The organism is Actinokineospora cianjurensis (assembly GCF_003663795.1).
Taxonomy (GTDB): Bacteria; Actinomycetota; Actinomycetes; order Mycobacteriales; family Pseudonocardiaceae; genus Actinokineospora; species Actinokineospora terrae.
In genome coordinates, this window is record NZ_RCDD01000002.1 from 21,919 (window position 1) to 46,743 (window position 24,825).

The 24,825-nt window shown below is 71.1% G+C and carries 23 protein-coding genes; 12 read left to right on the forward strand and 11 right to left on the reverse strand.

The genetic code is table 11. The annotated features are described in order from the left end of the window. Positions 1 to 16: 16 nt before the first annotated feature. From CLV68_RS14805 to CLV68_RS14815, 3 genes are all read right to left on the reverse strand, one after another. On the reverse strand, positions 17 to 1,909 hold the full coding sequence (locus CLV68_RS14805; protein WP_147459997.1) for a hypothetical protein: 1,893 nt from the start codon (positions 1,907 to 1,909) through the stop codon (positions 17 to 19). Between the two features lie 65 nt (positions 1,910 to 1,974). After that, positions 1,975 to 2,847, reverse strand: a complete 873-nt coding sequence (locus tag CLV68_RS14810) for a GNAT family N-acetyltransferase (RefSeq protein WP_121391225.1) — start codon at positions 2,845 to 2,847, stop codon at positions 1,975 to 1,977. A gap of 134 nt (positions 2,848 to 2,981) precedes the next feature. Then, positions 2,982 to 3,281: a hypothetical protein gene (locus tag CLV68_RS14815; protein ID WP_147459998.1), complete on the reverse strand. Its 300-nt coding sequence runs from the start codon at positions 3,279 to 3,281 to the stop codon at positions 2,982 to 2,984. Positions 3,282 to 3,425: 144 nt separating this feature from the next. Between CLV68_RS14815 and CLV68_RS14820 the strand changes: the two genes are divergently transcribed. From CLV68_RS14820 to CLV68_RS14835, 4 genes are all read left to right on the forward strand, one after another. Beyond that, positions 3,426 to 4,379 carry a glutathione S-transferase family protein gene (locus CLV68_RS14820; protein WP_246009987.1) on the forward strand — a complete coding sequence of 318 codons (954 nt, stop codon included), beginning with the start codon at positions 3,426 to 3,428 and terminating at the stop codon, positions 4,377 to 4,379. A gap of 50 nt (positions 4,380 to 4,429) precedes the next feature. Next, on the forward strand, positions 4,430 to 4,615 hold the full coding sequence (locus CLV68_RS14825) for a hypothetical protein (protein ID WP_121391228.1): 186 nt from the start codon (positions 4,430 to 4,432) through the stop codon (positions 4,613 to 4,615). 49 nt (positions 4,616 to 4,664) lie between these two features. Next, positions 4,665 to 5,636 (forward strand): aldo/keto reductase, encoded by a 972-nt coding sequence (locus CLV68_RS14830; RefSeq protein ID WP_121391229.1) that lies wholly within the window; start codon positions 4,665 to 4,667, stop codon positions 5,634 to 5,636. Between the two features lie 64 nt (positions 5,637 to 5,700). Continuing rightward, a complete protein-coding gene (locus CLV68_RS14835; protein ID WP_211346659.1) occupies positions 5,701 to 6,519 on the forward strand; it encodes an aldo/keto reductase in 819 nt (272 codons plus the stop codon). 115 nt (positions 6,520 to 6,634) lie between these two features. On the opposite strand, the gene CLV68_RS14840 is transcribed toward CLV68_RS14835, so the two are convergent. After that, positions 6,635 to 7,600 (reverse strand): nitrilase family protein, encoded by a 966-nt coding sequence (locus tag CLV68_RS14840; RefSeq protein ID WP_121391231.1) that lies wholly within the window; start codon positions 7,598 to 7,600, stop codon positions 6,635 to 6,637. A 167-nt stretch (positions 7,601 to 7,767) separates the two neighbouring features. Between CLV68_RS14840 and CLV68_RS14845 the strand changes: the two genes are divergently transcribed. The 7 genes from CLV68_RS14845 to CLV68_RS14875 all read left to right on the forward strand — a co-directional run bounded on the left by CLV68_RS14845 (position 7,768) and on the right by CLV68_RS14875 (position 14,793). Beyond that, entirely contained in the window at positions 7,768 to 8,391 is a 624-nt protein-coding gene (locus tag CLV68_RS14845) for a cysteine hydrolase family protein (RefSeq protein WP_121391232.1), read from the forward strand. Positions 8,392 to 8,514: 123 nt separating this feature from the next. Continuing rightward, complete coding sequence (locus CLV68_RS14850) at positions 8,515 to 9,642, forward strand: Gfo/Idh/MocA family protein (protein ID WP_121391233.1); 1,128 nt, start codon at positions 8,515 to 8,517, stop codon at positions 9,640 to 9,642. Beyond that, a complete protein-coding gene (locus tag CLV68_RS14855; protein ID WP_121391234.1) occupies positions 9,639 to 11,111 on the forward strand; it encodes a TldD/PmbA family protein in 1,473 nt (490 codons plus the stop codon). Before CLV68_RS14850 ends, CLV68_RS14855 begins: the two co-directional genes overlap by 4 nt. Further along, a complete protein-coding gene (locus CLV68_RS14860; protein ID WP_121391235.1) occupies positions 11,111 to 12,460 on the forward strand; it encodes a TldD/PmbA family protein in 1,350 nt (449 codons plus the stop codon). Before CLV68_RS14855 ends, CLV68_RS14860 begins: the two co-directional genes overlap by 1 nt. Further along, the gene (locus CLV68_RS14865; RefSeq protein ID WP_121391236.1) at positions 12,457 to 13,311 is read left to right on the forward strand and encodes a DUF4438 family protein; all 855 of its coding nucleotides are present in this window, start codon (positions 12,457 to 12,459) and stop codon (positions 13,309 to 13,311) included. Before CLV68_RS14860 ends, CLV68_RS14865 begins: the two co-directional genes overlap by 4 nt. Beyond that, entirely contained in the window at positions 13,308 to 14,162 is an 855-nt protein-coding gene (locus tag CLV68_RS14870) for a DUF4438 family protein (protein ID WP_246009883.1), read from the forward strand. The genes CLV68_RS14865 and CLV68_RS14870 overlap by 4 nt, the downstream gene beginning before the upstream one ends. After that, positions 14,155 to 14,793 carry a GntR family transcriptional regulator gene (locus CLV68_RS14875; RefSeq protein ID WP_121391237.1) on the forward strand — a complete coding sequence of 213 codons (639 nt, stop codon included), beginning with the start codon at positions 14,155 to 14,157 and terminating at the stop codon, positions 14,791 to 14,793. The genes CLV68_RS14870 and CLV68_RS14875 overlap by 8 nt, the downstream gene beginning before the upstream one ends. A 13-nt stretch (positions 14,794 to 14,806) precedes the next feature. Here CLV68_RS14875 and CLV68_RS14880 read toward each other — a convergent pair whose 3' ends face one another. From CLV68_RS14880 to CLV68_RS14910, 7 genes are all read right to left on the reverse strand, one after another. Next, positions 14,807 to 15,832 (reverse strand): D-2-hydroxyacid dehydrogenase, encoded by a 1,026-nt coding sequence (locus CLV68_RS14880; RefSeq protein WP_246009884.1) that lies wholly within the window; start codon positions 15,830 to 15,832, stop codon positions 14,807 to 14,809. Next, on the reverse strand, positions 15,829 to 17,049 hold the full coding sequence (locus CLV68_RS14885) for an aminotransferase class I/II-fold pyridoxal phosphate-dependent enzyme (protein ID WP_121391238.1): 1,221 nt from the start codon (positions 17,047 to 17,049) through the stop codon (positions 15,829 to 15,831). The genes CLV68_RS14880 and CLV68_RS14885 overlap by 4 nt, the downstream gene beginning before the upstream one ends. A gap of 47 nt (positions 17,050 to 17,096) precedes the next feature. Further along, complete coding sequence (locus CLV68_RS14890) at positions 17,097 to 17,834, reverse strand: SDR family oxidoreductase (protein WP_121391239.1); 738 nt, start codon at positions 17,832 to 17,834, stop codon at positions 17,097 to 17,099. After that, entirely contained in the window at positions 17,831 to 19,930 is a 2,100-nt protein-coding gene (locus CLV68_RS14895; protein ID WP_121391240.1) for a dipeptide ABC transporter ATP-binding protein, read from the reverse strand. Before CLV68_RS14895 ends, CLV68_RS14890 begins: the two co-directional genes overlap by 4 nt. Further along, on the reverse strand, positions 19,927 to 20,823 hold the full coding sequence (locus CLV68_RS14900) for an ABC transporter permease (RefSeq protein WP_121391241.1): 897 nt from the start codon (positions 20,821 to 20,823) through the stop codon (positions 19,927 to 19,929). Before CLV68_RS14900 ends, CLV68_RS14895 begins: the two co-directional genes overlap by 4 nt. Further along, positions 20,816 to 21,793, reverse strand: coding sequence for an ABC transporter permease (locus CLV68_RS14905; RefSeq protein ID WP_121391242.1), 978 nt, complete (start codon positions 21,791 to 21,793; stop codon positions 20,816 to 20,818). Before CLV68_RS14905 ends, CLV68_RS14900 begins: the two co-directional genes overlap by 8 nt. Before the next feature lie 81 nt (positions 21,794 to 21,874). Beyond that, positions 21,875 to 23,596 (reverse strand): ABC transporter family substrate-binding protein, encoded by a 1,722-nt coding sequence (locus CLV68_RS14910; protein ID WP_121391243.1) that lies wholly within the window; start codon positions 23,594 to 23,596, stop codon positions 21,875 to 21,877. 255 nt (positions 23,597 to 23,851) lie between these two features. Between CLV68_RS14910 and CLV68_RS14915 the strand changes: the two genes are divergently transcribed. Further along, entirely contained in the window at positions 23,852 to 24,793 is a 942-nt protein-coding gene (locus tag CLV68_RS14915; RefSeq protein WP_121391244.1) for a succinylglutamate desuccinylase/aspartoacylase family protein, read from the forward strand. Positions 24,794 to 24,825: the final 32 nt, after the last annotated feature.

Below are 24,825 nucleotides of genomic sequence, written 5' to 3' on the forward strand. Positions count from 1 at the left end.
CCGGTGGCCCCGCTCGTCAGGCCCGCGGCTTGACCACCGGCACGGGCATGTCCCGCCTCCGCCTCGTCCGGCGACCCGGCCCGCGCGGCATCTGCTCGATCAACTCGGTCAGCCGCCGTTTGCTCAACGTCGGGGCCTTCGGCGTGCGGGCGGGGCGGAAGTAGACCACCGCGATGACCAGCGCCGCCGCGATCATGCCGAACGCGTACTCGAGCTTGGTGGCGTCGAGCCGGTCCTCGAAGAAGTAGTCGAGCACCTGGAAGGCGACCTGCAGGATGCCGACGACGGTGACGATCCCGAGCAGGCGGTTGCGCTTGTCGTCGACCGTGCGCTTCTGCGCGGAGTGCAGGTCGTCGACGGTGGTCTCGAGTTCGGTGACCACCTCGGCCCAGTACTGCTCGCGCTGGTGGATGCCCCGGACCCGTTCGATGTCCTCGTAGAACGCGCGCTCGGTGTCGTAGCGCAGGACGTTGAAGTAGCGGTGGCGCTGGATCTCGTCGAACCGGTCGAGCCGGAAGCGCCGGAACCGCTCGAAGGTGAGGTCGCTGCTCCAGTCCCGGCGCCACGACCGCCGCCGTTCCTCGTCGGAGGCGAGGTGGCGCACGTCGTCCATGTGCGTGATGAGGGTCCTGACCTGCTGCTCGTAGCGGCGGACCAGGTCCTCGTTGTGCATGGTCATCAGGTGCACCAGGAACAGGTACGGGCAGGTGCCGATCCACGGCCTGCCCTGGCGCAGGCTGCGGGCCTCGGCGATGACCTGGTACAGCGAGGTCGGCGAGGCGTAGACGATCGAGTAACCGGAGTCGGCCTCCGGCGGCGGGTAGATCGGGTCGGTGCCGTCCTGGACCTCGGAGATGTCCTGGCGCAGGAAGTCGATGACGTTCTGGAAGAACCCGGACAGGAAGTAGTACGCGAGGTGCTCGGGATCGCAGTCGTCGAGCACCGCCTGGCGGTAGACGTCGACCCCGTCGATCGTCGTGGGGTCGACCTGGTCCACGTCCTCCAGCGCGGCCCTCGTGCCCGGGTCGAGCAGCGCGAAGAAGTACGGGTCCTCCAACACGGACACGGCCTTGCGGTTCCAGCCGCCCATGGGCGGCACGGTCTGCGGGAGCTTCTCTGCTCGTGGTTCCGGCTCGTCCTCCGGTTCGAGCAACTTCATCGCCAACTTCTCCCTGGTCAGCGACATCACCCTCTTGACATCGACCTTGTCCTTCTTGACCGTGAACACGGTCTCGAAGAGCTCGTCGGCGTCGCGCATGAACTGCTCGCGCACGAAGGCGGGGAGCGACGAGGTGGGTGTGGAACCGAACCGCGAATCGACCATGACGGTGGGCAGGCCCTCGACGTGCAGGGTGTCGGTTCCCTCGGTCGGGAAGAAGACCTTCTGCACCAGGGACAGCGCGAAATAGTGCGCGGCCGTGTGCTGGTAGGGGATCTCGAACGACAGGTGGTACGACAACGAGAAGTTCGAGTGCGCCACCCAGAACGCGCGGCAGCGCACCTCGGTGAACTCGACCGCCGTGTCGAAATCGGCCCGCAGCGTCTCACCCTCGGTGGACCAGGTGATCTGCCGGGGCACGGTCAGGCTGATGACGTCGCGGATGTTCGGCCCGAGTCCCAGACCGGGGTCGACGCTGGCGGTGTCGATGAGGAAGTCCTCGACGAACAGGCCGCGCTTGCGGTCGGCGATGTCGCTGAAGAGCGGCTCGATCGCCTGGGAGAGCTCGCTGCTGTCCTGGTGCGACCGCAACTCGCGCACCAGGTCCTTGTTCCACTCCAGGTCGGTTGTCTGCTCTCGCAGTGCTTGCTGCAACCGCTCGTGCGCCACCAGCAGCGAGAGCGTGAAGTGCTGCCGCCCACCTGCCGCGCGCAGAGCCGTGAGCTCCGCGTCGTCGTGCTGTGCGCCCATGTGCTCGATCCCCGTCGATGCCGGATAGCCCTCGACAAGATCGCATCCGGTCGCCGGGTGTTTCATCACCCCCGGGCGCGGGTGAGCTCCACCAGCCGTTCGCGAAAGCCTTTCCGCTGTGCGCCGGACTCTTTCCGCAGGGCGTCGAGATGCGGTACTGGATCGACGAGCGCGACTTCCGGAATCTCGCGACACCGGCTGACCTGCTCCGATGCCGCGAGGTTCGACTCGATTGTCCCGGTTTTGAGCACCGAGATGGCGAAAAACCGCTCAAGGTGGTCGCCGAGCAGCGCGCCGGGCAGGCGGAAAGCGGGGTCGGCCAGGACGCCGAGCAGCAGTTTGTCGTCGGCTTCCTGCGCTTTCGACAACGGCGGCTGCACGTAGGGGAAATCGACGACACGGAGCCCCAGCCGGGCCCAGATGGCGATCCGGTCGAACTGGTCGACACCGGAGGCCGCCGAGTCGCTGGCGTACTGCTCGGCGGTCAGCCGCGACGGGTCGTTGAGCTCCAGGAACACCACGACCGGCCCGACCCCGGGGAACAGCGCGCTCGCGACGTCCCGGCAGGCGTCGACCAGCCTCCGCAACAGACCACGGCCGCGCGCCTCGGGGAGTACGTAGACGTAGTTGAGGTGCACCGTCACCACGGACCACGCGGGCAACGGCGTCACGATGACGTTCGCCCCACCCACCGCGACACCGTCGACCTCGGCGGCCAGGACGAGCTCGCGGAACGCACCGAACCGCGCCGACACGCGCTCGAACACCGGCCCGTGGTTGAGCGCGAGGCACTCGACGAACCCGGCCCGCTCCTCCTTCTCGTCCGGCAGCACGAACGCACGGTCGTAACCCGCGTAGAAAGCGGGGAACACCTCGGTCTCACTGCTGTCGGAGACCCTGACCACCAGGCCCTGCCCCGACGCCACCGTCCAGTCCATCGAGGTCGCGTCTCCTAGGCCGCCGGGTCCCCTTGGCGGGGGTCGACGGATCGTAGACGACGCCAAGACCCCCGCGAAGGCGAACACCGGCTCCGGACGGCCGCCACACCGCAGGGGGTCGGCGCCCGTGTCGATCAGTCCTCCCCAGCCGCCCGGACGCGGTTGTTGAGCAGTTCGCGCCACGGGTTCTCGGGGTGCGCCGGGTACCGCGCGGTGCGTGCGCCGGGCGCGGTCTCGATGAGGTGCAGCAGCGCCCAGGACATCCCGTAGCAGTTGTCCTGGCCGAAGACCGTGGCCAGTGCCTGGGCTTCCTCGTCGGTGACCGGCGAGGTGACCCGGTCGAGCAGCCCCTGGGTGCGCTCGATGATCTCCTCGTCGGCGTCCTCGTCCGGGAACGGACCGGCGTCGACCAGGTCCCTGACTTCCGGCCGCACGGCCATCCCCTCTCACAGCGTTCCGATGATCAGACAGCGGGTGAACCCGTCGCGCGTAGGCTCGGCGGCGTGGCGAATGGTGAGCAGGGGCAGGGTGGCTCGTACTCCGTCGAGGGCGAGGCGTACACCCGCGACTCGAACTACATCACGACCCGGGTCACGCGGGACGGGGAGGACGGCTTCCCGGTCGAGCCGGGCCGCTACCGGTTGGTGGCCGCGCGGGCGTGTCCGTGGGCGAATCGGGCGATCATCGTTCGGCGGTTGCTGGGGCTGGAGGACGTGCTGTCGCTGGGGCTGCCTGGCCCCACGCACGACGCGCGGTCGTGGACGTTCGACCTGGACCCGGGTGGTCGGGACCCGGTGCTGGGCATCGAGCGGCTGCAAGAGGCGTACTTCAAGCGGGATCCCGAGTACCCGCGCGGCATCACCGTGCCCGCGATCGTGGACACGACGACCGGCGCGGTGGCCACCAACGACTTCGCGCAGATCACCCTCGACCTGTCGACCCAGTGGCGCGAGCACCACCGCCCAGGGGCACCGGACCTGCTGCCCGAGGCGCACGGGGCGGAGATCGACGAGGTGAACCAGCGCGTGTTCACCGACGTGAACAACGGCGTCTACGAGTGCGGCTTCGCGGGCGACCAAGCCGCCTACGAGGAAGCCTACGACCGGCTGTGGGCGGCGGTGGACTGGCTGGAGGAGCGCCTGACCACCCGCCGCTACCTGGTCGGCGACACGATCACCGAGGCCGACATCCGGCTCTTCACCACCCTGGTCCGCTGGGACCCGGTCTACCACGGCCACTTCAAGTGCAACCGCTCCCGCCTGACCGAGCTCCCCGCGCTCTGGTCCTACGCCAGGGACCTCTTCCAAACCCCCGGCTTCGGCGACACCGTCGACTTCGCCCAGATCAAGGAGCACTACTACGCCGTCCACCGCGACATCAACCCCACCGGCATCATCCCCAAGGGCCCGGACCTCTCGACCTGGCTGACCCCGCACGGCCGCGAGTCCCTGGGCGGCACCCCCTTCGGCAACGGCACCCCGCCCGGCCCGCCGCGTGAGCCCGTGGACCCCGCGCACACCCCGCTGCCCTAGCGGAGTATCCACTGTGGACAGACGATCCGTTGTGGAGGACCATCAGGCTCGTGGACTTCGAGACCGCCAGTGCCGCGGAACCGGAGTACGACCTGCGAGCCTTCCCCGACGTGGAGGTGCTCACCGCCACCGTCAGGCACTACGAGCGACTGTCCGGTCAGGTGCTGTCGATCGACCGGATCATGGCCTGGCACCTGCGCGCCACCCGGTTCGCCGCGCTCGACGTCCACCCCTGACCGGGAGGGTGCATCATCGAGGGCGGATCCTTTTGCGAACGGAGCGAACGTGAAGCACGCCAAGCTGGGTGACCTGGTGGTCGGCCGCATCGGACTGGGCGCGATGGGCATGTCCCACGGCTACACCGGCGCGGGCAGCGACGACGCCGAGTCCGTCCGCACCCTGCACCGGGCGCTGGAGTTGGGTGTCACGCTCATCGACACCGCCGAGGTCTACGGGCCCTACACCAACGAGGAACTCGTCGGCCGGGCGCTGCGGGGCCGCCGCGAGCAGGTCGTGCTGGCCACCAAGTTCGGCCTGATCTCCCACACCGGCCGCGACACCCCGGACAGCAGTCCGGCCAACGTCCGAACCGCCGTCGAAGGCTCGCTGCGACGCCTCGACGTCGACCACATCGACCTGTACTACCAGCACCGGGTCGACCGGAACACCCCGATCGAGGACACCGTCGGCACGGTCGCCGAGCTGGTGGCCGAGGGCAAGGTCCGCCACATCGGCCTGTCCGAGGCCGGGGTGAGCACGATCCGGCGGGCGCACGCCGTGCACCCGATCACGGCGGTGCAGTCGGAGTACTCGCTGTGGACCCGCGACCCGGAGGACGGGGTGCTGGCGCTGCTGCGCGAGCTGGGCATCGGGTTCGTGCCCTACTCGCCCCTGGGTCGCGGCTTCCTCACCGGCGCGATCCGTTCACCCGAACAGATCGCGGCAGGCGACTTCCGCGCCACCAACCCCCGCTTCACCGGCGAGAACTTCCACCGCAACGTGGCACTCGCCGCCGAGGTCACGACCATCGCGGCCGACATCGGCGCCACCGCGGCCCAGGTCGCCCTCGCCTGGCTGCTGACCAAGGGCGACACCATCGTCCCCATCCCCGGCACCAAGCGCGTGGCCCGCGTCGAGGAGAACGCCGCGGCCGACGCCGTCGACCTCACCGCCGAGCAGATCGCCACCCTGGAATCGCTGTCCCCGCCATCCGGCGAGCACCACACCGAGCAGCAGATGCGCATGCTCGACCGATGACCGAGCAGCCATCCGCGCGAAAGGGAACCTCGTGCACAACGTCACCCTGAACAACGGCGTCGAGATGCCGATCCTCGGCTTCGGCGTCTACCAGGTCCCGCCTGAGCAGACCGAGAAGGTCGTCACCGACGCCCTCGCCGCGGGCTACCGTTCGATCGATACGGCTGCGGCGTACGGCAACGAGGAAGCGGTGGGGCGCGCGATCAGCAGTAGCGGCATCCCGCGCGAAGAACTGTTCGTCACCACGAAGCTGTGGGTCCAGGACAACCCGGCCGAGGACAACACCCGGCGCGCCTTCGACACCTCGCTGCGCAAGCTGGGTCTCGACCACGTCGACCTGTACCTGATGCACCAGCCCTACCGCGACGTCCACGGCCAGTGGCGCGCCATGCAGGACCTGCACCGCGACGGCCTCGCCAAGGCCATCGGCGTGTCCAACTTCCACCCCGACCGGCTCGTCGACCTCACCGAGCACAACGAGATCACGCCCGCCGTGAACCAGGTCGAGACCCACCCGTTCCACCAGCGCACCGCCGACCAGGACCTGATGCGCGACCGCGGCGTCCAGATCGAGTCCTGGGGTCCGTTCGCCGAGGGCCGGAACGGCCTGTTCACCCACCCGGTGCTCAGCGAGATCGGCGACACGCACGGCAAGTCGGTGGCGCAGGTAGTGCTGCGCTGGCTCATCCAGCGCGACGTGGTCGTCATCCCCAAATCCGTCCGCGCCGACCGGATGTCCGAGAACCTCGACGTCTTCGACTTCACCCTCACCGACGACCAGATGGCCCGCATCGCCACCCTGGACACCGGGACCTCACAGTTCTTCGACCACCGCGACCCCGGCATGACCACCCAACTCGGCAACCACCGCCTGACCGACTGACCCCTCACCCTGCCGCGGTCAGCGGCAGGGTGGCCTAGGTCGTGCGAAGCGCATGCCGGAGGGGCGTTCGTTGTTCGCGCGCTAGCGCAGGTCGGCACCACAACACCACTCCGCGCTAGGCGACTGGATCCGGACTGAACCGAGCCGTCCTCGGATCGCGCTCGGTGCCCAGCCGCTGTGCCAGCGGTCCGTACAGCTCGGGGCGACGCGCCGCCAGCCACCGGCGCCCGGTGGACAGCGGGACCAGGTCCAGGTCGGCGTCGGCCAGCACCAGTTCGTCACCAGCGGCCCAGGTCTCCGCCACGATGCGGCCGTAGGGGTCGATGATCATGCTGTTGCCGGTTCGGACCTCGTCGTCGTCGCGGCCGACGCCGTTGGCGAAGACCACGAACAGGCCGTTGTCGTGCGCGCGGGAGGGCAGCCACCGCAGCAGCCACTCCCGGCCGTTGGCGCCGCGGAAGGCGTCCTCGACGGCGCGGGGGTCGCTGTCGCGGTTCTCCCACACCGGCAGCGGGATGGGCTTCATGCCGTGCGGGCTGCGCGAGTGCGTGCCCCCGGTCTGGTGCGGCGCCAGCAGCACGGTCGCACCCGCCAACGCGCAGGCCCGCACGTTCTCGACCAGGTTGTTGTCGTAGCAGATCAGGATCGCCATCCGCGCGGACCACGGTGTGTCGAACACCGTGTAGCCCGCCCCGCTGGAAATGGCCTCGTGTTCGAACGCGTGCAGTTTGCGGTGCACGTGGACCGCGCCATCGGGCAGGCACACGGCGTAGGAGTTGAACAGCTGCTCGCCCGCGCTCTCCAGGAAACCCGCGCCGACGCCGATCCCCAACTCGGCGGCGAGCTCCCGCAGCGCGCCCACCAGCGGTCCGTCCGCGGGCTCGGCCAGGTCCCGCAGTTCCCCGACCGTGCGGCGGCGCAGGTGCCAATACCCCACCAGGCACATCTCCGGGCAGACCACCAGCCGTGCCCCCGCCTCGGCCGCGGCGACGGCGAACCGCGTCACCTGCGCCAGGTTGTACGCCTTGTCGCCATCGCGGTGCTCGAACTGCACCGCACCCACCCGCAGCACCTCGGTCATGGCAGCAGCCAACCGCACCCCCGCCACCGCTGTCGACCCACCCGATCGTCCTAAGAGGACGCGCCCTGCCGCGGAAGACTCGTGTCCACCCAGGTGGGCGGTGGACGCCAGCACTGTGGTGCGGTGTGATGCCGGGGTCCGCTTGCCTGCGATGAGACGGGTGTCCGATGAGTGACCAGCTGACCCTCGACCCGACCACCACCGCCGTGGTGCTGATCGAGTACCAGAACGACTTCACCTCACCCGGTGGCGTGCTGCACGACGCCGTGTCCGGCGTGATGGACGCGACCGGGATGCTCGCCAACACCCGCGCCGTGGTCGACGCCGCGCGGGCGGCCGGGGTGACGGTGATGCACGCCCCGATCACCTTCACCGCGGGCTACAACGAGATCTCCGCGCACCCGTACGGCATCCTCAAGGGCGTGGTCGACGGCAAGGCGTTCGTCAAGGGCGGCTGGGGCGCGGAGATCGTCGACGACCTGGCCCCGGCCGAGGGGGACATCGTGGTCGAGGGCAAGCGCGGGCTGGACACCTTCGCCAGCACCAACCTCGACTTCATCCTGCGCAGCAAGGGGATCACGACGATCGTCCTGGGCGGGTTCCTGACCAACTGCTGCGTCGAGTCCACCATGCGCACCGGCTACGAGAACGGCTACCGGGTCATCACCCTGACCGACTGCGTCGCGGCCACCTCCGCCGCCGAGCACGACAACGCGATCACCTACGACTACCCGATGTTCTCCCTGCCGGTCCGCGCCGCCGACGTCGTGGCGGCACTCGGCCGCTCCTGATCTGTCCATTCAGTGGGCCCGGACACCCGGGCCCACTGAAGTGACCCGCGTCACTGCCGATTGTCGGCAATCGACAATCGGCCTAGCGTCACCCTCCTCGGGGGCTGGTGAGAGGAGCCGGGGATGGCGCGGGACAGGGTGCGGGTCGCGGTCGTGGGAGCGGGGCGGTGGGCCAGGCGGGCGCACATCCCCGGGTGGTCGCGCGATCCGCGGGCGGAGGTCGTCGCCCTGGTCGACACCGACCGGGACGCGCTCGCCGGGGCGGGGCGCGACTTCGGGATCGACCGGCTGACCACCGACTACCGCGAGGTGCTCGACGACCCGACCATCGATGTCGTCGACGTGGCCACCGCCAACACCGCGCACTTCGAGATCTCCGAGGCCGCGCTGGTCGCGGGCAAGCACGTGCTGTGTGAGAAGCCGGTGCACCGCGACTACCGCGAGACCCGGCGCCTGTCCGCGCTCGCCAAGGCCAACGGCCTCAAGACCAAGCTGGGCTTCACCTTCCGCTACGCCCCGGCCGTCCAGTACGCCAAGCGCCTGATCGACGAGGGCTTCGTCGGCGAGCCCTACCTGTTCAACGGCTTCGAGCAGAACAGCCAGTGGATCGACCCGCGCACGCCGATGCGCCAGGTTGACCCCGACGCCGACCCCGACGTGCTCGCGGTGTCCTCGATCGAGGGCTACGGCGCGCCGATCATCGACATCATGCACTGGTGGGCCGGGAGCGAGCTGACCTCCGTGGTGGGCACGATGCGCAACTTCGTGCCGGAGCGGGTCGTGGCGAGCACCGGCCGGTCGCAGCGGCTCAACATCGACGACGGCGACATGTGGATCTGCGAGTTCGGCCCCGGCCTGCTCGCCTCCATCCAGTCCTCCTACGTCGCGGTGGGCAACCTGCCCGGCATCGAGGCCAGGGTCTACGGCTCGGCGGGCGCGGTGATCATCCGATTGGTGGCCGAGCACGGCACCTGCCAGAGCATCCGCACCGCGACGAAGGACGCGGTCGAGTTCGTCGAGCGGGAGATCCCCCGCGAGTTCTTCCCCGAGGGCGGCACCTCGCGGGAGGACTGGGACTCGCTGTTCTACGCCAACCTGTGCGCCGACTTCGTCGGCGAACTGCTCGACGGCACCCCCGCCAACCAGGGCGACTTCGGCCAGGGCGCGCTCGTGCAGGAGACGATCAACGCCTTCGAGGCCGCGCACCGCACCCGCGCCTGGGTCGACTTCCCGCTCGGCGGTGCCGCGTGAGCGCGCACGGGTGGGGCGCGCTGGCCGATGACGCCGCGGCCCGCGAGATCGTCGAGGTCGCGTTGGACGCGGTGGACGGTCGCGCCGAGTACGCCGACGTGCGGCTGGTCGAGGCCGAGGAGACGCGGGTGTACCGGCAGCTCGGCGCGGCCACCGACGCGCGGGTCGAGCACAACGTCGGCATCGGGGTCCGGGTGCTGGTCGACGGGGTGTGGGGCTTCGCCGCCCTGCCGCTCGCCGACTCCGCCGACGCGGCCACCGCGGCGCGCCGGGCGCACACCCTCGCGGTCGCCTCGGCCGGGACGTCCGCGCCGATCCGCCTGCCGCAGGTCGAGGCGCGCAGCGGGCGGTACGAGACCGCGGTCGAGCAGGACCCGTTCGCGGTCTCGGCGGACGAGCGCCACGACCTGCTCTCGGCCGCGCTGGCGGCGGCGAGCGCGCCGCCGGAGATCGTCTCGGCGCAGGCCGGGGTCAACGCCAAGCGCCAGCACCGGCACTTCGGCAGCTCGATCGGGTCCCGCCAGCACCAGCACTTCGTGGAGACCGGCGTGCTGGTGCTGGTGATCGCGGCAGGCCACGGCGACGTGCAGCGGCGCAGCTACCCGAACTCCTTCCACGGTGACACCGGGGCGGCGGGCTGGGAGTTCGTCCTCGGTCGCGACCTGGTCGCCAACGCGGCCAGGGTGGGCGAGGAGGCCGTCGCGCTGCTGACCGCTCCGGTCGCGCCGTCGGGCACCGCGGACGTGGTGATCGGCGCCCAGCAGTTGTCGCTGCAGATCCACGAGTCGGCCGGGCACGCGCTGGAACTCGATCGGATGATCGGCGACGAGGCCAACTTCGCGGGCACCTCGTTCATCGGCGTCGAGGACATCGGCAGGCTGCGCTACGGCTCGCCCGCGGTGAACATCACCAGCGACCCGACCGTCCCGGGCACCAGGGGCAGCTTCGCCTACGACGACGAGGGCACCCCCGCGCACCGGCGCGCGCTCGTCGAGGGCGGCGTCATCCGCAACGCACTGTCCAACCTGGACTCCGTTGCCCGCACCGGCGCCGCGCTGACCGGCGCCGCGCGCGCCGACGGCTGGGCCTACTCGCCGGTCTGCTTCGCCACCCACGTCCACCTCGAACCCGGTTCCGGTTCCCTGGACGAACTCTGCGACCGCCTCGGCGACGGGTACTACATCGAGGACAACCGCTCCTGGTCGATCGACGAGCGGCGGCTGAACTTCCAGTTCGGCACCGAGGTGGCCTACGAGGTGCGCGGCGGCAAGCGCGGCAGGCTGCTGAAGAACTTCTCCTACGGCGGGATCACGCCGCGGTTCTGGAACTCCGTCGAAGCGGTGGCCGGACCGGAGGAGGCGCGGATCTTCGGGTACCCGTGCGGCAAGGGCGAACCCAAGCAGTGGAGCTTCCTGAGCCACGGCGCGGCGCCCGCGCTCGTGCGCGACCTGCGGATCGGGGTGGCGTGATGACCGGGTTCTCCGCACCGCTGAGCGCCGAACGCGCCATCGCGACCGTCGAGTCCGCCGCCCGCGGTGGCGGCGCCGACCAGGTCGAGGCCACGCTGCTGGCCCGCGCGGGGGAGTACACCCGGTTCGCTGGCGATCGGGTGCACCAGCCGCAGGACATCACCGAGGTGCAGGTGCTCGTGCGCGCCGTGGTGGACGGGCACGCGGGCACGGTGTCCACCAGTCGACTCGACCGCGTGCCGGACGCCGTGCGCTCGGCCGCCGCCATGGCCCGTGACCTGGCCCGCGCCGCCGGGCAGTCAGGGACCGCCCGGGTCGGTGACCCCGCGCCTGCCACCGACCCGGACCTCTGGCACGAGGACACCGCCGCCTTCGACGCCGCTGCCCGGGTCAGGTTGGCCGGGCGGGCCATGCGCGCTGCCGGGGCCGCGGGCGGGTCGGCGGCGGGCATGATCGGCCGGGCCGCCACCCGGATCGCGGTGGCCACCAGCACCGGGATCAGCAGGCACGCGGTCGCCACCGAGGCGACCGGCAGCCTCACCGTCGCGACCGGGACCGGGAGTTCGCAGTGGACGGACCTGCACCGCTCCAGCGACGCGCTGCGCACCGGCGCGGCGATCGACACCGCGCTCGCCAGGGCGTTGGCGAGCCGTGGCCGGGTCGACCTGGCGCCGGGCAGCTACACCGTGGTGCTCGGCCCGCAGGCAACCGCCGAACTGCTGGGCTTCCTCGGGGTGCTGGGGTTCTCCGGTGATCTCGCGGCCGCGGGGGTCGGGGTGTGCGCCACCCGGGCGGGCCAGGCCGTCGCGTCCCCGCTGGTGACCGTCGCCGACGACGCGCACCACCCGTACGGCCTGCCCATCCCGTTCGACGTCGAGGGCACCCCGAAGACCCGGGTGCCGCTGCTGGCCGGGGGAGTGGTCGGCGATCCCGTCACCGACCTGGCCACCGCTTCCCACCCGACCGGCCACGCGCACACCGCCAGGGAGGCCGCCCCGGCGCCGGTGCCCGCGAACGTGGTGATGGACCCAGGGCAGGCGACCGAGGCCGAACTGGTCGCGGGGGTGGAGCGCGGCGTGTACGTCGAGCGGTTCTGGTACACCAGGCTGGTCGACCGCCAGGCGAGCACGATCACCGGCGTCAGCAGGGACGCCTGCTTCCGGATCACCGACGGCGCCGTCGCCGAACCCCTCGCGGGCGCCAGGTTCACCCAGTCGATCTTCGACTTCCTGGCCACTGTGGACGGTGTCGGCGACGTGCTCCGGTCGCAGCCGATCATGAACGTGTGGAACGGCGCGGTCAGCGCCCCCGCGGTGCGGGGCCACGGCTTCCGCTTCGGTGTCGCATGAGGACCAACGCCGACCGGCTGCTCACCCAGGTGCTCGTCGGCGAGGTCTGGCCACCGCTGTCGGACCGCTTCGCCTACCGGGTCGACGGTGACGGTGCCGCGTTCCTGCTGCCGGGCATGGGCGGGGTCACGCTCGGCGCCGGGATCGGCACCCCGGTCACCGGGCACCACGCCGACCACCTTGAGCCAGGTCTGTCGGTCCGCCACCGCGACCAGGAAGCCGACAACGCCCTGCAGTTCCTCACCTGCGTCGGGAATCCGGTGACCGTCCTGAGTGGACCCGCGACCGGCGCGACCGGTCGGGTCATCGGCCAACACGCCTACGTGCTGGTCGACCTGCCGCAGGACGCCATGGCGGAGATGGCCCCCGGCGACCGCGTGGCGATCCGCGCGCGGGGGCAGGGGCTCCGGCTGCTGGACCACCCGGAGGTCACGGTCAAGAACCTCGACCCGACGCTGCTCGACCGGCTGCGGATCACCACAGGCCCCGACGGCAGGCTGCGCGTCCCGGTGGCGGCCCGGATCCCGGCCACCGCGGTCGGCGCGGGCACCGGCATGGTGTCCGAGTACGCCAACACCGACCTGATGCTCCCCACTGCGACTCCCCTGCGCATCGGCGACCTGGTAGCCCTACTCGACCAGGATCACCGCTTCGGCCGCACCCACCGCCCCGACTGGCTGGCCATCGGCCCCCTCACCACCGGCGACTGCCGCCTGTTCGGCCACGGTCCCGGCCCGAGCACCCTGCTCACCGGCCCCACCCACGCCTTCGACCTGGTCGACGACCCACAGGCAAGCGATGCGGCTAGCGGGACACAGCGTCCCGACGATTCGGAAGGACAGCGACTGTGAACGGTGATCGAACGCCGGTGGGTGGTGCGCTGGTCGCCACGACGCTGCTCGGTGTGGTGGAGACGCCGCGGATGGCGGGGTATCCGTATCGGGTCGATCGCGATGGGCGGCCGTTCCTGCCGGTTGCCGACGCGGGGGTGGTGTTGGGGCTGCGGCTCGGGGACAGCGTGTTCGGGTTCGATGCCGATCACCCCGCTCCCGGTGCCACGCTCGGTCACCCGGATCCGGCGGCCCGCCATGCCCTGACCGCGTTCGCGTGCCTGGGCAACGAGGCGGTCGTCCGCACCGGTGCCGCCGCGGGCGCGGTGGGCCGTGTCCTGGGCAAACGCGGCGGGGAGGGGCGGGTCATCACGGTGTTCGACCAGGATGTGCTGGCTCGGTTGCTGCCCGACGACCAGGTCGCCATCCGCGCTGTCGGGCAGGGCGCGCCCGCCGCCGACGGGGTCACCACCCTCAACATCGACCCCGCGCTGCTGCCCGCGCTGACCGCCCCGCTGTCGGTGCGCGCCCGGGTCCCGTCCCAGCTGATCGGCAACGGTGTCGGCAGGCCCGCCCACCAGTGGGACATCGACCTCCAGCTCGACCCCGAGACCGCGCCGCGCCTGCATGCCGAGCACCTGCGGTTGGGCGATCTAGTATGCGTCGATGACGTGGACGTCCGGCACAACGTCGGCCGCAGGGAGGGGTGGGTGACCGTGGCGGTGGTGGTTCACGGGGCGAGTCCGCTGCCCGGGCACGGCCCCGGCGCGATGCCGGTGCTCTGCGCCCCGGCCGACCTGCTCGACGTCGTGGTCGAACCGGAGGACCACGTCGGGGTCACCGCGGCGCTGCTGGGGTTGACCGATGCCTGAGCCGCTGGAGCACCTGTCGCTGCCCGACACCGTGCACCGCCTGCTGCGCACCCGGATCCTCAACAACGAGCTCCGCGCGGGCAGCCGGGTCGTCGAGGCGACCATCGCCGCCGAGCTGAACGTCAGCCGCTCGACGGTCCGGCTCGCGCTGACCCGTTTGCAGACCGAGGGCCTGGTCGAGATCAGCCCGCGCCGTCACAGCGTGGTCACCCGGCTGTCGCACGACGAGATCCAGGACGCCTGCTACGCCAGGTACGTGCTGGAGGAGGGCGCCGTCCGCGCCGTGCTCGCGCGCGGCGCCGGGGGTCTGCTGGGACCGCTGACCGAGATCATCGACCGGATGACCCACGCCGCCTCCGCGCACGACATGGCCGCGGTGGTGGACCTGGACACCGAGTTCCACGGCACCATCGTGCGCGCGGCGGGCAAGGCGCGATTGACCTCCCTCTGGTCCACTTTGGACGGCCAGATGGGCGCGGTGATCCGGTCCTCGCTGGAGGAGCAGCAGCTGGACCTGGCGGACATGCCGAAGCTGCACCAGGACCTGCTCGACACCCTGGGCGTCGGCGACCCCGAGTCGGTCGCCGACACGCTCTACCGCCACTACCTCCGCCCGGACTACGAGCTGTGAGCACGCCCGCGGCTCAGTACCCCAGCTCCGCCCGGTAGACGTTGCGCAGCGGCATCCCGGCCAGCCACCGCCGCAGGTTGTCGCAGAAGATGTCGGTGATCAGCCCGTTCTCACCCGCCACCGTCGACGCCGAGTGCGGGGAGATCAACACGTTCGGCAGGTCCCACAGCGGCGAGTCCACCGGCAGCGGCTCCACGGCCGTCACGTCCAGCGCGGCTCCCCGCAACTGCCCGGCCCGCAGCGCAACCACCAGCGCGTCCTCGTCGACCACCTCGCCCCTGGCCACGTTCACCAGCACCGCCTCCGGTCGCAGCGCGGCGAACTCGGCCGCGCCCAGCAGCCCCCGGGTCTGCTCGGTGAGCGGGCAGGCGAGCACCACGGCGTCCACCGAGGGCAGGACCGTCCCGATGGCACCGAACTCGACCACCGACGACACCCCGGGCGCACCCGAGGTCCCGCCTGGGCGCACGGCACCCACCACGTCCACCCCCAGCGCCGACAGGGTGATCGCCACCTGCCTGCCCACCGATCCAAGCCCCACGACCAGTGCGCGCTTGCCGTGCAGCGTGCCGGTCGTATACCTGGTCCACTCGTGCGCCGCCTGCCACCGGCGCAACCCGGGGACGTCCTTGACGAAGTACAGCAACCCCATCAGCGTGAACTCGGTCAGCGGTCGCGCGTGCACGCCCGCCGCCGTGGTGACGACCACCCGGTCCAGGTCCAGCGGGAACCGGTCGGTGAACCGCCCCAGCCCGGCGCTCGTGCCCTGCACCCACCGCAGGCGGGGGAAGTTCCCCGGCATCGACGCCGGGTCGCGCCGGTCGAAGTCGAAGGCGATGTCCGCCGAAGCGGCCAGTTCCCGCCACCGCGCCTGTTGGTCGGCGCTCAGCTCGGGCAAGACACCGCCGTGGTCGCCGTCGTAGCGGGGGACCGGCAGCAGTTCCGGTTCGTACAACACCTCCACCGAGGGGTCGACCGCGGTGATCCGGTCGACGTGTTCGCGTTCGAGCGGGGAGCAGATGAGGACGCGCACGGTCACGACGCGGCTCCGTTCAGGGCGACGACCATCCGGTCGAGGGCGGCGCTCCACACCGCCTCGTCGCGGGCGAAGCACACCCGGAACCTACCGATGCCCGACGGGCCGAACTGGTAGCCGGGGCTGACCACGACCCCCGCGTCGACCTGGAGCGCCTTGGCCACCTGCACGTCGCTCAGGCCCAGTGCCGAGACGTCCGGCCACAGGTAGGCGGTCCCGTTGCCCGGCTCGACGACCAGGCCGTCCACCTGGCGCAGCCGCTCGGCGGTCATCTCGCGCAGGGCGCGGAGTTCGAGCACGCGGTCGCGGACGAACTCGACGTCGTCGGTGAGCCACCGGGTGAGCACGTGCTGGGCGTAGGCGGGCGCGCGCAGGCAGGAGATCGCCATGACCTGCTCGACCGCGTCGATCACCTCGGGCGGACCGACCACGACGCCGACCCGGTACCCGCTGAGCGACTCGGTCTTGGAGCCGCCCAGCAGGGTGATGGTGCGGTCGCGCAGTCCCGGCTGCGCGGCGAGGTGGAAGTACGGGGTCTCGTCGTAGACCAGCCTGCAGTACAGCTCGTCCACGACGACCAGGAAGTCGTGCGCGACGGCCAGCCGCCCCAGGCCCGCGATCGTCTGCTCGGTGTAGACGGTGCCGGTCGGGTTATTCGGGTTCGAGGTCAGCACCAGCCGGATCCCGCCGCGGGCCACTGCCTCCAGGGCCGCCAGGTCGAGTTGCGGCCCGGCCGGGTCGTCGATCATCGGGACCCGCACGACCTCGGCGCCGAGGAAGCGAAGCATCCGCTCCACGAACAGGTACTCAGGATCGGCCAGCGCGACCACGTCACCGGGGTCGACCAGCGCGCTCAACGTGGCGAACAGCCCGCCCTGGGTACCGGTGGTCACCGCGATGTCGTGCTCCGGGTGCACCTCGACGCCGAGCAGGGTGGACACCGACCGCGCGCAGGTCCGCAACACCTCGGCACCGCCGCGGTAAGCGGTGTAGGCGTTGTCGCCGTCCTCGGCCGCCGCGGCGAACACCTCGGCCGCCCACACCGGCGGCGGGAACCGCACGGTGTCGAAGTGCGTGGTGTCCAGCAACCCGTGCCCGGCCCCGTCGAGCCGCAGGCTCAGGTCCGCCTCGCGCACCGACATGCCCAGTGCGTCCGAGCGCTCCGGCAGGTGGGTGCGCAGCAGTCGCCGCGCCTCGACGCGATAGCGGGTGGCCGCCATGTGATTCGCTCCCTCTTGTCGCGGCGCGAGGTCCTCGCGCCGGTCTGTCACACCCATCTCGACCCCCGGTCGACCACCGTCGAGGTCCCGGTGATGTACCGGGACTCCTCCGAGGCCAGGAACAGCACCGCGTCCGCGACGTCCGCGGCCGACGGTCCCGGTGGGCCGAGCGCGCCGGGGTCCACGCTGTTGGCGCGGACCCCGAAGTCCAGCAGTTCCAGGGCGAACGCGCTGACCAGCCCGGCAACGCCGTGCTTGGCGGCCGCCACGTGCGCGTACCCGGGCACCGCGCGGTGGGCCAGCGCGGAGCCGATGAACACGATCGACCCCGACCCCTGCGCCACCATCACCGGCGCGACCGCCTTCGCGGTCTGCCACACCCCGGTCAGGTTGATGTCGATCATCGTGCGCCACTGCGCCTCCGGCATCTCCCACGCCGTGCCGCGCGAGCGCACCCCGGCCGCGGGCACCGCGATGTCGAGCGACCCCAGAGCCGCGACCCCGGCCCGCACGGCCGCGCCCAGTGCGTCGCCGTCGCGCACGTCGACCAGCCGGGACACCACGGTCCGGCCCAGCGCGCGCGCCTCGGTGGCCGTCCGGTCCAGCTCGCCCGCCGTGGCCAGCGACTCCGGCACGGTCTCCACCCGGCTGACCACGCCGATGTCGAGCAGCACCAGGTCGGCGCCCTCCTCGGCCAGCCGCAGCGCGCAGGCCCGCCCCACCCCGCGCGCCGCGCCGGTGACCAGCGCGACCTTCCCGGCGACCCGGCCGCCGCGCCCGCTCATCGCGGGCCGCCGAAGTGGCAGGCCACCGGGTGGCCCTGGCCGCGCTCGACCAGGTCGGGGACCTCGTCGACGCACAACGAGCGCTCGACCTCGGTCAGCGCGCCGAGGAACTTCGGGCAGCGGGTCCGGAACCGGCAGCCCGACGGCGGGTCCACCGGGCTGGGCACGTCGCCGCTGAGCAGGATCCGCTCGCGCACCCGTTCCTTGCGCGGGTCCGGCAGCGGCACCGCGGAGATCAGCGCCTGGGTGTAGGGGTGCGACGGGTGGTCGAACACCGCGTCCCGCTCACCCACCTCCACCACCCGGCCCAGGTACAGCACCGCGACCCGGTCGGCGATGTGGCGCACCACCGACAGGTCGTGCGCGATGAACAGGTACGACAGCCCGAGCGCGTCCTGCAGGTCCTCCAGCAGGTTGATCACGTCCGCCTGCACCGAGACGTCCAACGCCGACACCGGCTCGTCCAGGATCAGCACCCGGGGCCGCAGCGCCAGCGCCCTGGCGATCCCGATCCGCTGCCGCTGCCCGCCGGAGAACTCGTGCGGGTACCGCCCCGACCGGCCTCGGCCGAGCCCGACCGAGGCCAGCAGCTCCAGCGCCCGAGCCCGGGCGTCCTGCCTGGCCAGGCCGTTGATCCGCAGCGGCTCGGCGACCAGGTCGGCGGCGGTCATCCGCGGGTCGAGCGAGCCCATCGGGTCCTGGAACACCATCTGCAGGTCCCGCGCGTGCTTGCGGCCGCGCACCGGGGCGCCGTCCAGCTCCACGCGCCCCGCGGTCGGCGCCTCCAGCGACATCAGCAGCTTCGCGATCGTCGACTTGCCCGAGCCGGACTCGCCGACCAGCCCCAGCGTCTCGCCCGCCGACAGCGAGAACGACACGTCGCACACCGCGTGCAGCTGCCCGACCTGGCGCCGGAAGAACCCGCCGCCGCGCACCGGGTAGTGCTTCACCAGCCCGGTGGCCAGCAGCAGCGGCCCATCAGTCCGAACAGGACGCTCCGCGGTCAGCGCCACGGGGCTCTGCGTTGTCAGTGCCACGGGGCTCTGCGTTGTCAGCGCCACGGGCGCGATGACCGGGACGAAGACGTCCTCGGGGCGCTTGTCGACCAGCTCCTCGGCGAAGTGGCACGCCGTGAGGTGCCCGTCGACCTCGCGCAGCCCCGGTTCCTCGATCAGGCACCGCTCGCGGGCCAACGGGCACCGGGGGGCGAACGCGCACCCGCGGATCGGGCGGTCGAGCGCCGGGGGAGTGCCCGCGATGGGCGTCAGCCGAGCACCGAACCGCCCGTCGAGCCGCGGCAGGCTGCCCAGCAGACCGAGGGTGTACGGCATCCTGGGCCGGTAGAAGACATCGTCGGCGGTGCCGGACTCGACGACCTTGCCCGCGTACATGACCACCACCCGGTCGGCCTGCCCGGCCACCACGCCCAGGTCGTGGGTGATGATCACCGCCGCCGCCCCGGTCTCCGCGCGCGCCGTGCGCAGCGCGTCGAGCACCTGGGCCTGGATCGTGACGTCGAGCGCGGTGGTCGGCTCGTCGGCGATGATCACGTCCGGGTCGTTGGCCATCGCGATCGCGATCACCACCCGCTGGCGCATGCCGCCGGAGAACTCGTGCGGGTAGTCGCCGACCCGGTCGCGCGCGTTCGGGATGCCCACCAGCTCCAGCAGCCGCACGGCCCGCTCGACCGCGTTGTCCCTGCTGGTGCCCGGGTGGTGCGCGCGGACCGCCTCGGCCACCTGGAAGCCGACCGAGTACACCGGGTTGAGCGAGGACAGCGGGTCCTGGAAGACCATCGCGACCGAGCGGCCGCGCACCGAGGACATGCCCTTGTCGCCCAGCCCGGCCAACTCCTGCTCGTGCAGGCGCACCGACCCGCCCATCCGCGCTCCGGGCGGCAGCAGCCCCATGACCGCCAGCGCGGTGGCCGACTTGCCGCAGCCGGACTCGCCGACCACGCCGAGGACCTCGCCCTCGCGCAGCGACCAGGACACCCCCCGCACGGCCTGGACCCGGCCGCGCTCGTCGGGGAACTCCACGGTGAGGTCGCGGACGCTGAGCACGTCCGCCGTCGTCTGGTGCGTCGTCGGGCTCATGTGCGGCTCCGGGACCGAGTGTTGTCGAAGGCGTCGCGCAGGCCGTCGCCGATGAAGTTGACGCACAGCGCGATCACCACGATGAAGAGCCCGGGGAAGTAGAACAGCCAGGGCCTGGTGGACACCGCGGTCTGGTTCTGGCTGACCAGCAGCCCCAGCGAGGTGTCCGGGGCGCGCACCCCGAAGCCGATGAACGACAGCGCCGTCTCGGCCAGGATGGCCACCGCGACGATGATCGTCACCGCCACGATGATGGTGCCCATGGCGTTGGGCAGGATGTGCCGGAAGATGATCCGCCACGACCCGGCGCCGAAGGTGCGGGCGGCGGCGATGAACTCCCGCTCGCGCAGCGACAGCACCAGCCCGCGCACCAGCCTGGCGACGTAGGGCCAGGTCAGCGCCGCGAGGACGACGCCGATGAGCAGCCAGCCCTGGCCGCCGGTCGCGACGTTGTTGGCCAGCACCGCGGCCACCGCGATGGCCGGGAAGATCAGCACCAGGTCGGCGACCCGCATCATCAGCGTGTCGACCCGGCCGCCGTAGAGGCCCGCCGCCGCGCCCCAGACGCTGCCGAAGATCCCGGATGCCGCGGCAACGAACAGTGCGATCTCGATCGAGCGCTGGGTCCCGCGCAGCACCTGGGCGAACAGGTCGTAGCCGGTGGCGTCGGTGCCGAACGGGTGCGCCGCCGACGGCGGCTGCGAGTTGTCCGGGGTGAACGTGTCGTACCCGTAGTGCCACAGCGCGCCGCCGACGAAGGCCAGCAGCACCAGCAGCACGAACAAGACCAGGCTGGCGGTGGCGAGCCGGTGGCGCAGGAATCGGCGCACCACCAGCCGCGCGCGGCTCACCGAGACCGGGTCGCCGGTCGCCGGGTGGGATGTGTCAGCCAAGGCGGATCCTCCGATCCAGCACCGCGTACAGCAGGTCCGCGACCAGGTTGAACAGCACGACGATCACCGACACCAGCAGCAGCCAGGCCATCACCGCGTAGATGTCCTTGTCCCGCACCGCCGAGAGCAGGAACGAGCCCATCCCGCGCCACTGGAACACCGTCTCGGTGATCACCGCGCCGGAGAACAGCACGGCGAGGTCCATGGCGACCACGGTGGTCAGCGGGATCAGCGCGGTCCGCAGCGCGTGCCGGATGAGGACCGTGCGGCGGGGCAGGCCCTTGGCCCTGGCCAGCCGCACGTAGTCGCTCTGCTGGACCTCGACCATCGACGAGCGCACGAACCGGCTCCACGGCGCGAAGGTGGTCAGCGCCAGCACGATCGTCGGTAGCACGATGTGCCCGGCGATGTCGGCGACGGTCGGCCAGAACCCGACCGGTGGCGGGATCGAGGCGTCGCCGACGGTGTAGAACAACGTGCTCCCGGCTGCCTGGTTGACGTCGATGGCCTGCTGCTTGAGCAGGATCGCCAGCCAGAACGCGGGCATCGACAGCAGCAGGAACCCGGCGAAGGTGAACAGGTAGTCCACCCACGAGTACTGCTTGACCGCGCTGATCACGCCGATCACCAGCGACAGCAGCAGTGCCAGCAGCACCGCGAGCACCACCAGGCGGACCGAGACCAGCAACCGGGGCCAGATCTCGTGCCCGATGTCGATCCGGCTGACCGAGGGTCCCCAGTCGCCGCGGACGATCCCGGTCAGCCACCGCCAGTACTGCTCGAGCAGCGGCAGGTCCAGCCGCAGCCGGTGCCGCTCCGCGGCCAGGATCGCGGGCGAGACCGGCGGCTGCTTGGCCAGCAGGTCGCCGAGCGGGTCACCGGAGGCGCTCACCATCACGAAGGTGATGAACGACCCGACCAGGATGATCGGGATGGTGTGCAGCAGGCGCCGCAGTACGTAGGCCAGCATCCGGACTCCTCCAGCCACAGGTCGGGCGCGGCGGTGGTACCCCACCCCCTGCGAGGGGGCACCACCGCCGCGCGGTCGGTGCTATCCGCCGATGCCCCACTCGCCCGCGTTGTACGGCGGGCCGAAGTAGGTCCCGTTCGCCCGCACGTTGACCAGGTCGGCCTTGTAGGCGAGCAGGTCGGGGACCTGGTAGAGCGGCAGGATGTAGGCGTCCTCGGTCATCTGCGCGTCCACCCCGTTGAGGTATCCGGCCACATCGGACTCCTCGGTCGCGCCGAGCGCCTTGGTCAGCAGGTCGTCGACCTTGGCGCTGCTGTAGCCGCCGAAGTTGAGCCCGCCCTTGGTCATGAACGCCTGCGAGTACTGCGTGGAGACGAAGGTCTGGCCGATCCAGCCCATCGCGAACAGGTCGAAGTCCTTGCCGGGCTGGTGGGTGACCGTGGCGCCGATCGAGTCGGTCGTCTGCACGTCGATGGTGACGCCGAGCTGCTTGGCGTTGGCGGCGAACAGCTCGCAGACGGTCTTGAGGATCTGGTTGTTCTGGATGTAGCGCATGGTCAGCGTCGGCACCGGGGTGCCCTTGGGGTCGACGAGCTTGTCGCCGTCGACCTTGTAGCCCGCGTCGCTCAGGATCGACTTGGCCCTGGCGATGTCACCGGTGCCCAGCGTCCCCAGGTTGTCCTTGTAGCCGGGCTGCTGCGGCACGTAGATGCGGTTGCGCAGAGGTTTGGCGCCCTCGGAGAACTGCCCGACGGTCTTGGAGATCGTCTGCTGCACGTCCGCCGCGGTGAACAGCGCCTTGCGCAGCGCCACGTCCTGCATCGCGGGGTTGTTCATGTTGGGCAGGATCATCTGCTTGCGCAGGCCCTCGACCAGTTGGTACTTGACGCCGTTGAGCGCCTGGACGTTGCGCAGCAGGTCGACCTGCGGGTCCGGGTTGATGATCTGGACCTCGTTGTTCTGCAGGGCGGGCACCTCCTGCGTGGTGTCGGTGATGACCCGGAAGACCAGGCTGTCCAAAGTGGTCGGTTTGCCGTACCACTTGGGGTTCGGCACCAGCGTCGCCGCCTGGTTGGTGGTCCACGACTTGAACATGAACGGGCCGCCGGACCAGTCCGGGAAGGAGTCCTTGTAGCGGAAGCCGTCGTTGAAGGACTTCGCCAGGCCCTCGGGGGTGCCGTCGTCACCCAGTTTCTTGGCCACGTGCGCGGGCAGGATCGGGCCGAACAGGGCCTTCCAGTCACCGAACGGCTTGCTCAGGGTGACCGTGACGGTCTTGCCGTCATCGGTGCCGACCAGCGAGGTGATGGCGTCGTAGCCCATGGTCGACGCGGCCTCGCACTTCGGGCAGACCCTGGGGTCCGACGCGCGCCAGACGTAGTCGAAGTCCGCGGCGGTGATCGGCGTGCCGTCGTTCCACACGGCCTTGGGGTTGATCTTGTAGACGAGGGTCTGCGGGGACGCGCCGGTCTGCTCGGCACTGACCAGCAGGTCGCGGTTGAGCTCGATCGTCTTGAGGTCGGGCAGCGTGACGAACGGCGCCGGGTCGTAGGCGTCGGCGACCAACTGGGTCGCCACGCCGATGTCGGCGCCGAGCGGGTTCCAGTTGAGGATGTTGCGCTCGAGGACGTAGGTGATGGTGCCGCCCTGCTTGGCGGTGCCGGAGTTGGCGGAGTTCGCCTCGGCCTTGACCTGGTTCGTGGTGTTCCCGCCGCCGTCCGCCGCGCCACCGCCGCAGGCGGGGACGACCAGGACGACGGCCAGCACACCGACCAGGCTCCGGGAATGTTTTCGATAGTCCATGCTGCGTTCTCACATCTCTCGTCCGGTTCCCTTGCCGCGGTCCACAGAGTGAACAGGCAGGAATGACGGACAGACAAGCGAGAGTTGCTACACGGCCGCTTTAAGATCTGCTAACCGCACCCTGACCAGTGGTGATGAGGTTTAGCATACCTAACAGCGCGCGTTTGCGACTTCTGTCTTGTGTTCGGCGAGGCTATCCGCGCAGAATCCCCAGGCACCGATTCGCCGACATATCTCGGCAGGCAAGGAGCGGATATGCAGCCCAACCCCACAACCCTGGCCGGGGCGATCTCGTGGACCGACCACCCGGTCACCTCGTCACTCGCCTACGGCACCGTGGACGTCCGTGTCGGCACCGTGGGCACGGGTGGCCCGGTCGGCCTGGTGGTGGCCAGCGTGCACGGCGACGAGGGGCCGTGGGGCACGCTCGCGGTCAACCGCCTGCTCGCCGAGACCCCGCTGGACGACCTCGTCGGCACGCTGCGGGTGGTCCCGGTGGCGCACCCCCTGGCCACCGAGGCCGACGCCAGGCAGACCCACCTCGACCTGCTCGACCTCAACGGCGTGTTCCCCGGCGACCCGAACGGCTCGCACACCCAGCGGCTGGCCGCGGTGCTCGCCGAGCACGCCGTCGACGGCACCGACATCGTCCTGGACGTGCACGGCGGCGGCAGCTGGAACATCAACTGCTTCACCTACCGGTTCCCCGGCGGCGAGCACGTCGCCGAGTGGATGGGCACCCCGCTGATCATGGACGGCCCGGACCGCGCCACCAGCCTCACCGGCCATGCCCGGTCACGGGGAGCGGTGGCGGTCTGGATCGAGATGGGCGGGCGCGGCGAGCACGAGGAAGACCGGGCGGCCACCGTCACCAGGGGGCTGCGCCGCGCGCTGGGCAAGGCGGGCGTGCTCACCGACGCGGGCCTGCCCGACGAGCCCGGTCTCGTCGGTGGCGAGAAGCGCCCCCTGTCCACCTCCGCGCCGGGCATCTACCAGCCGGTCCTGCGCGAGGCCGCTCTCGGTACCGTCGTCGACGAGGGCACCGTCATTGGCCACCTGCTGCACCCGGTCACCAGCGAGGTCGTCGAGACCTTCCGTGCCCCCTTCCCGCGCACGGCCCTCGCGCTGCTGCGACCCACCCTGGCCAGGATCGAGGCACCCGGCCAGGTCGTCGCCCTGGTCACCGAGATCGCCTGAGCCACCCCCAGTCCGAACAGGAGCGCCACCAC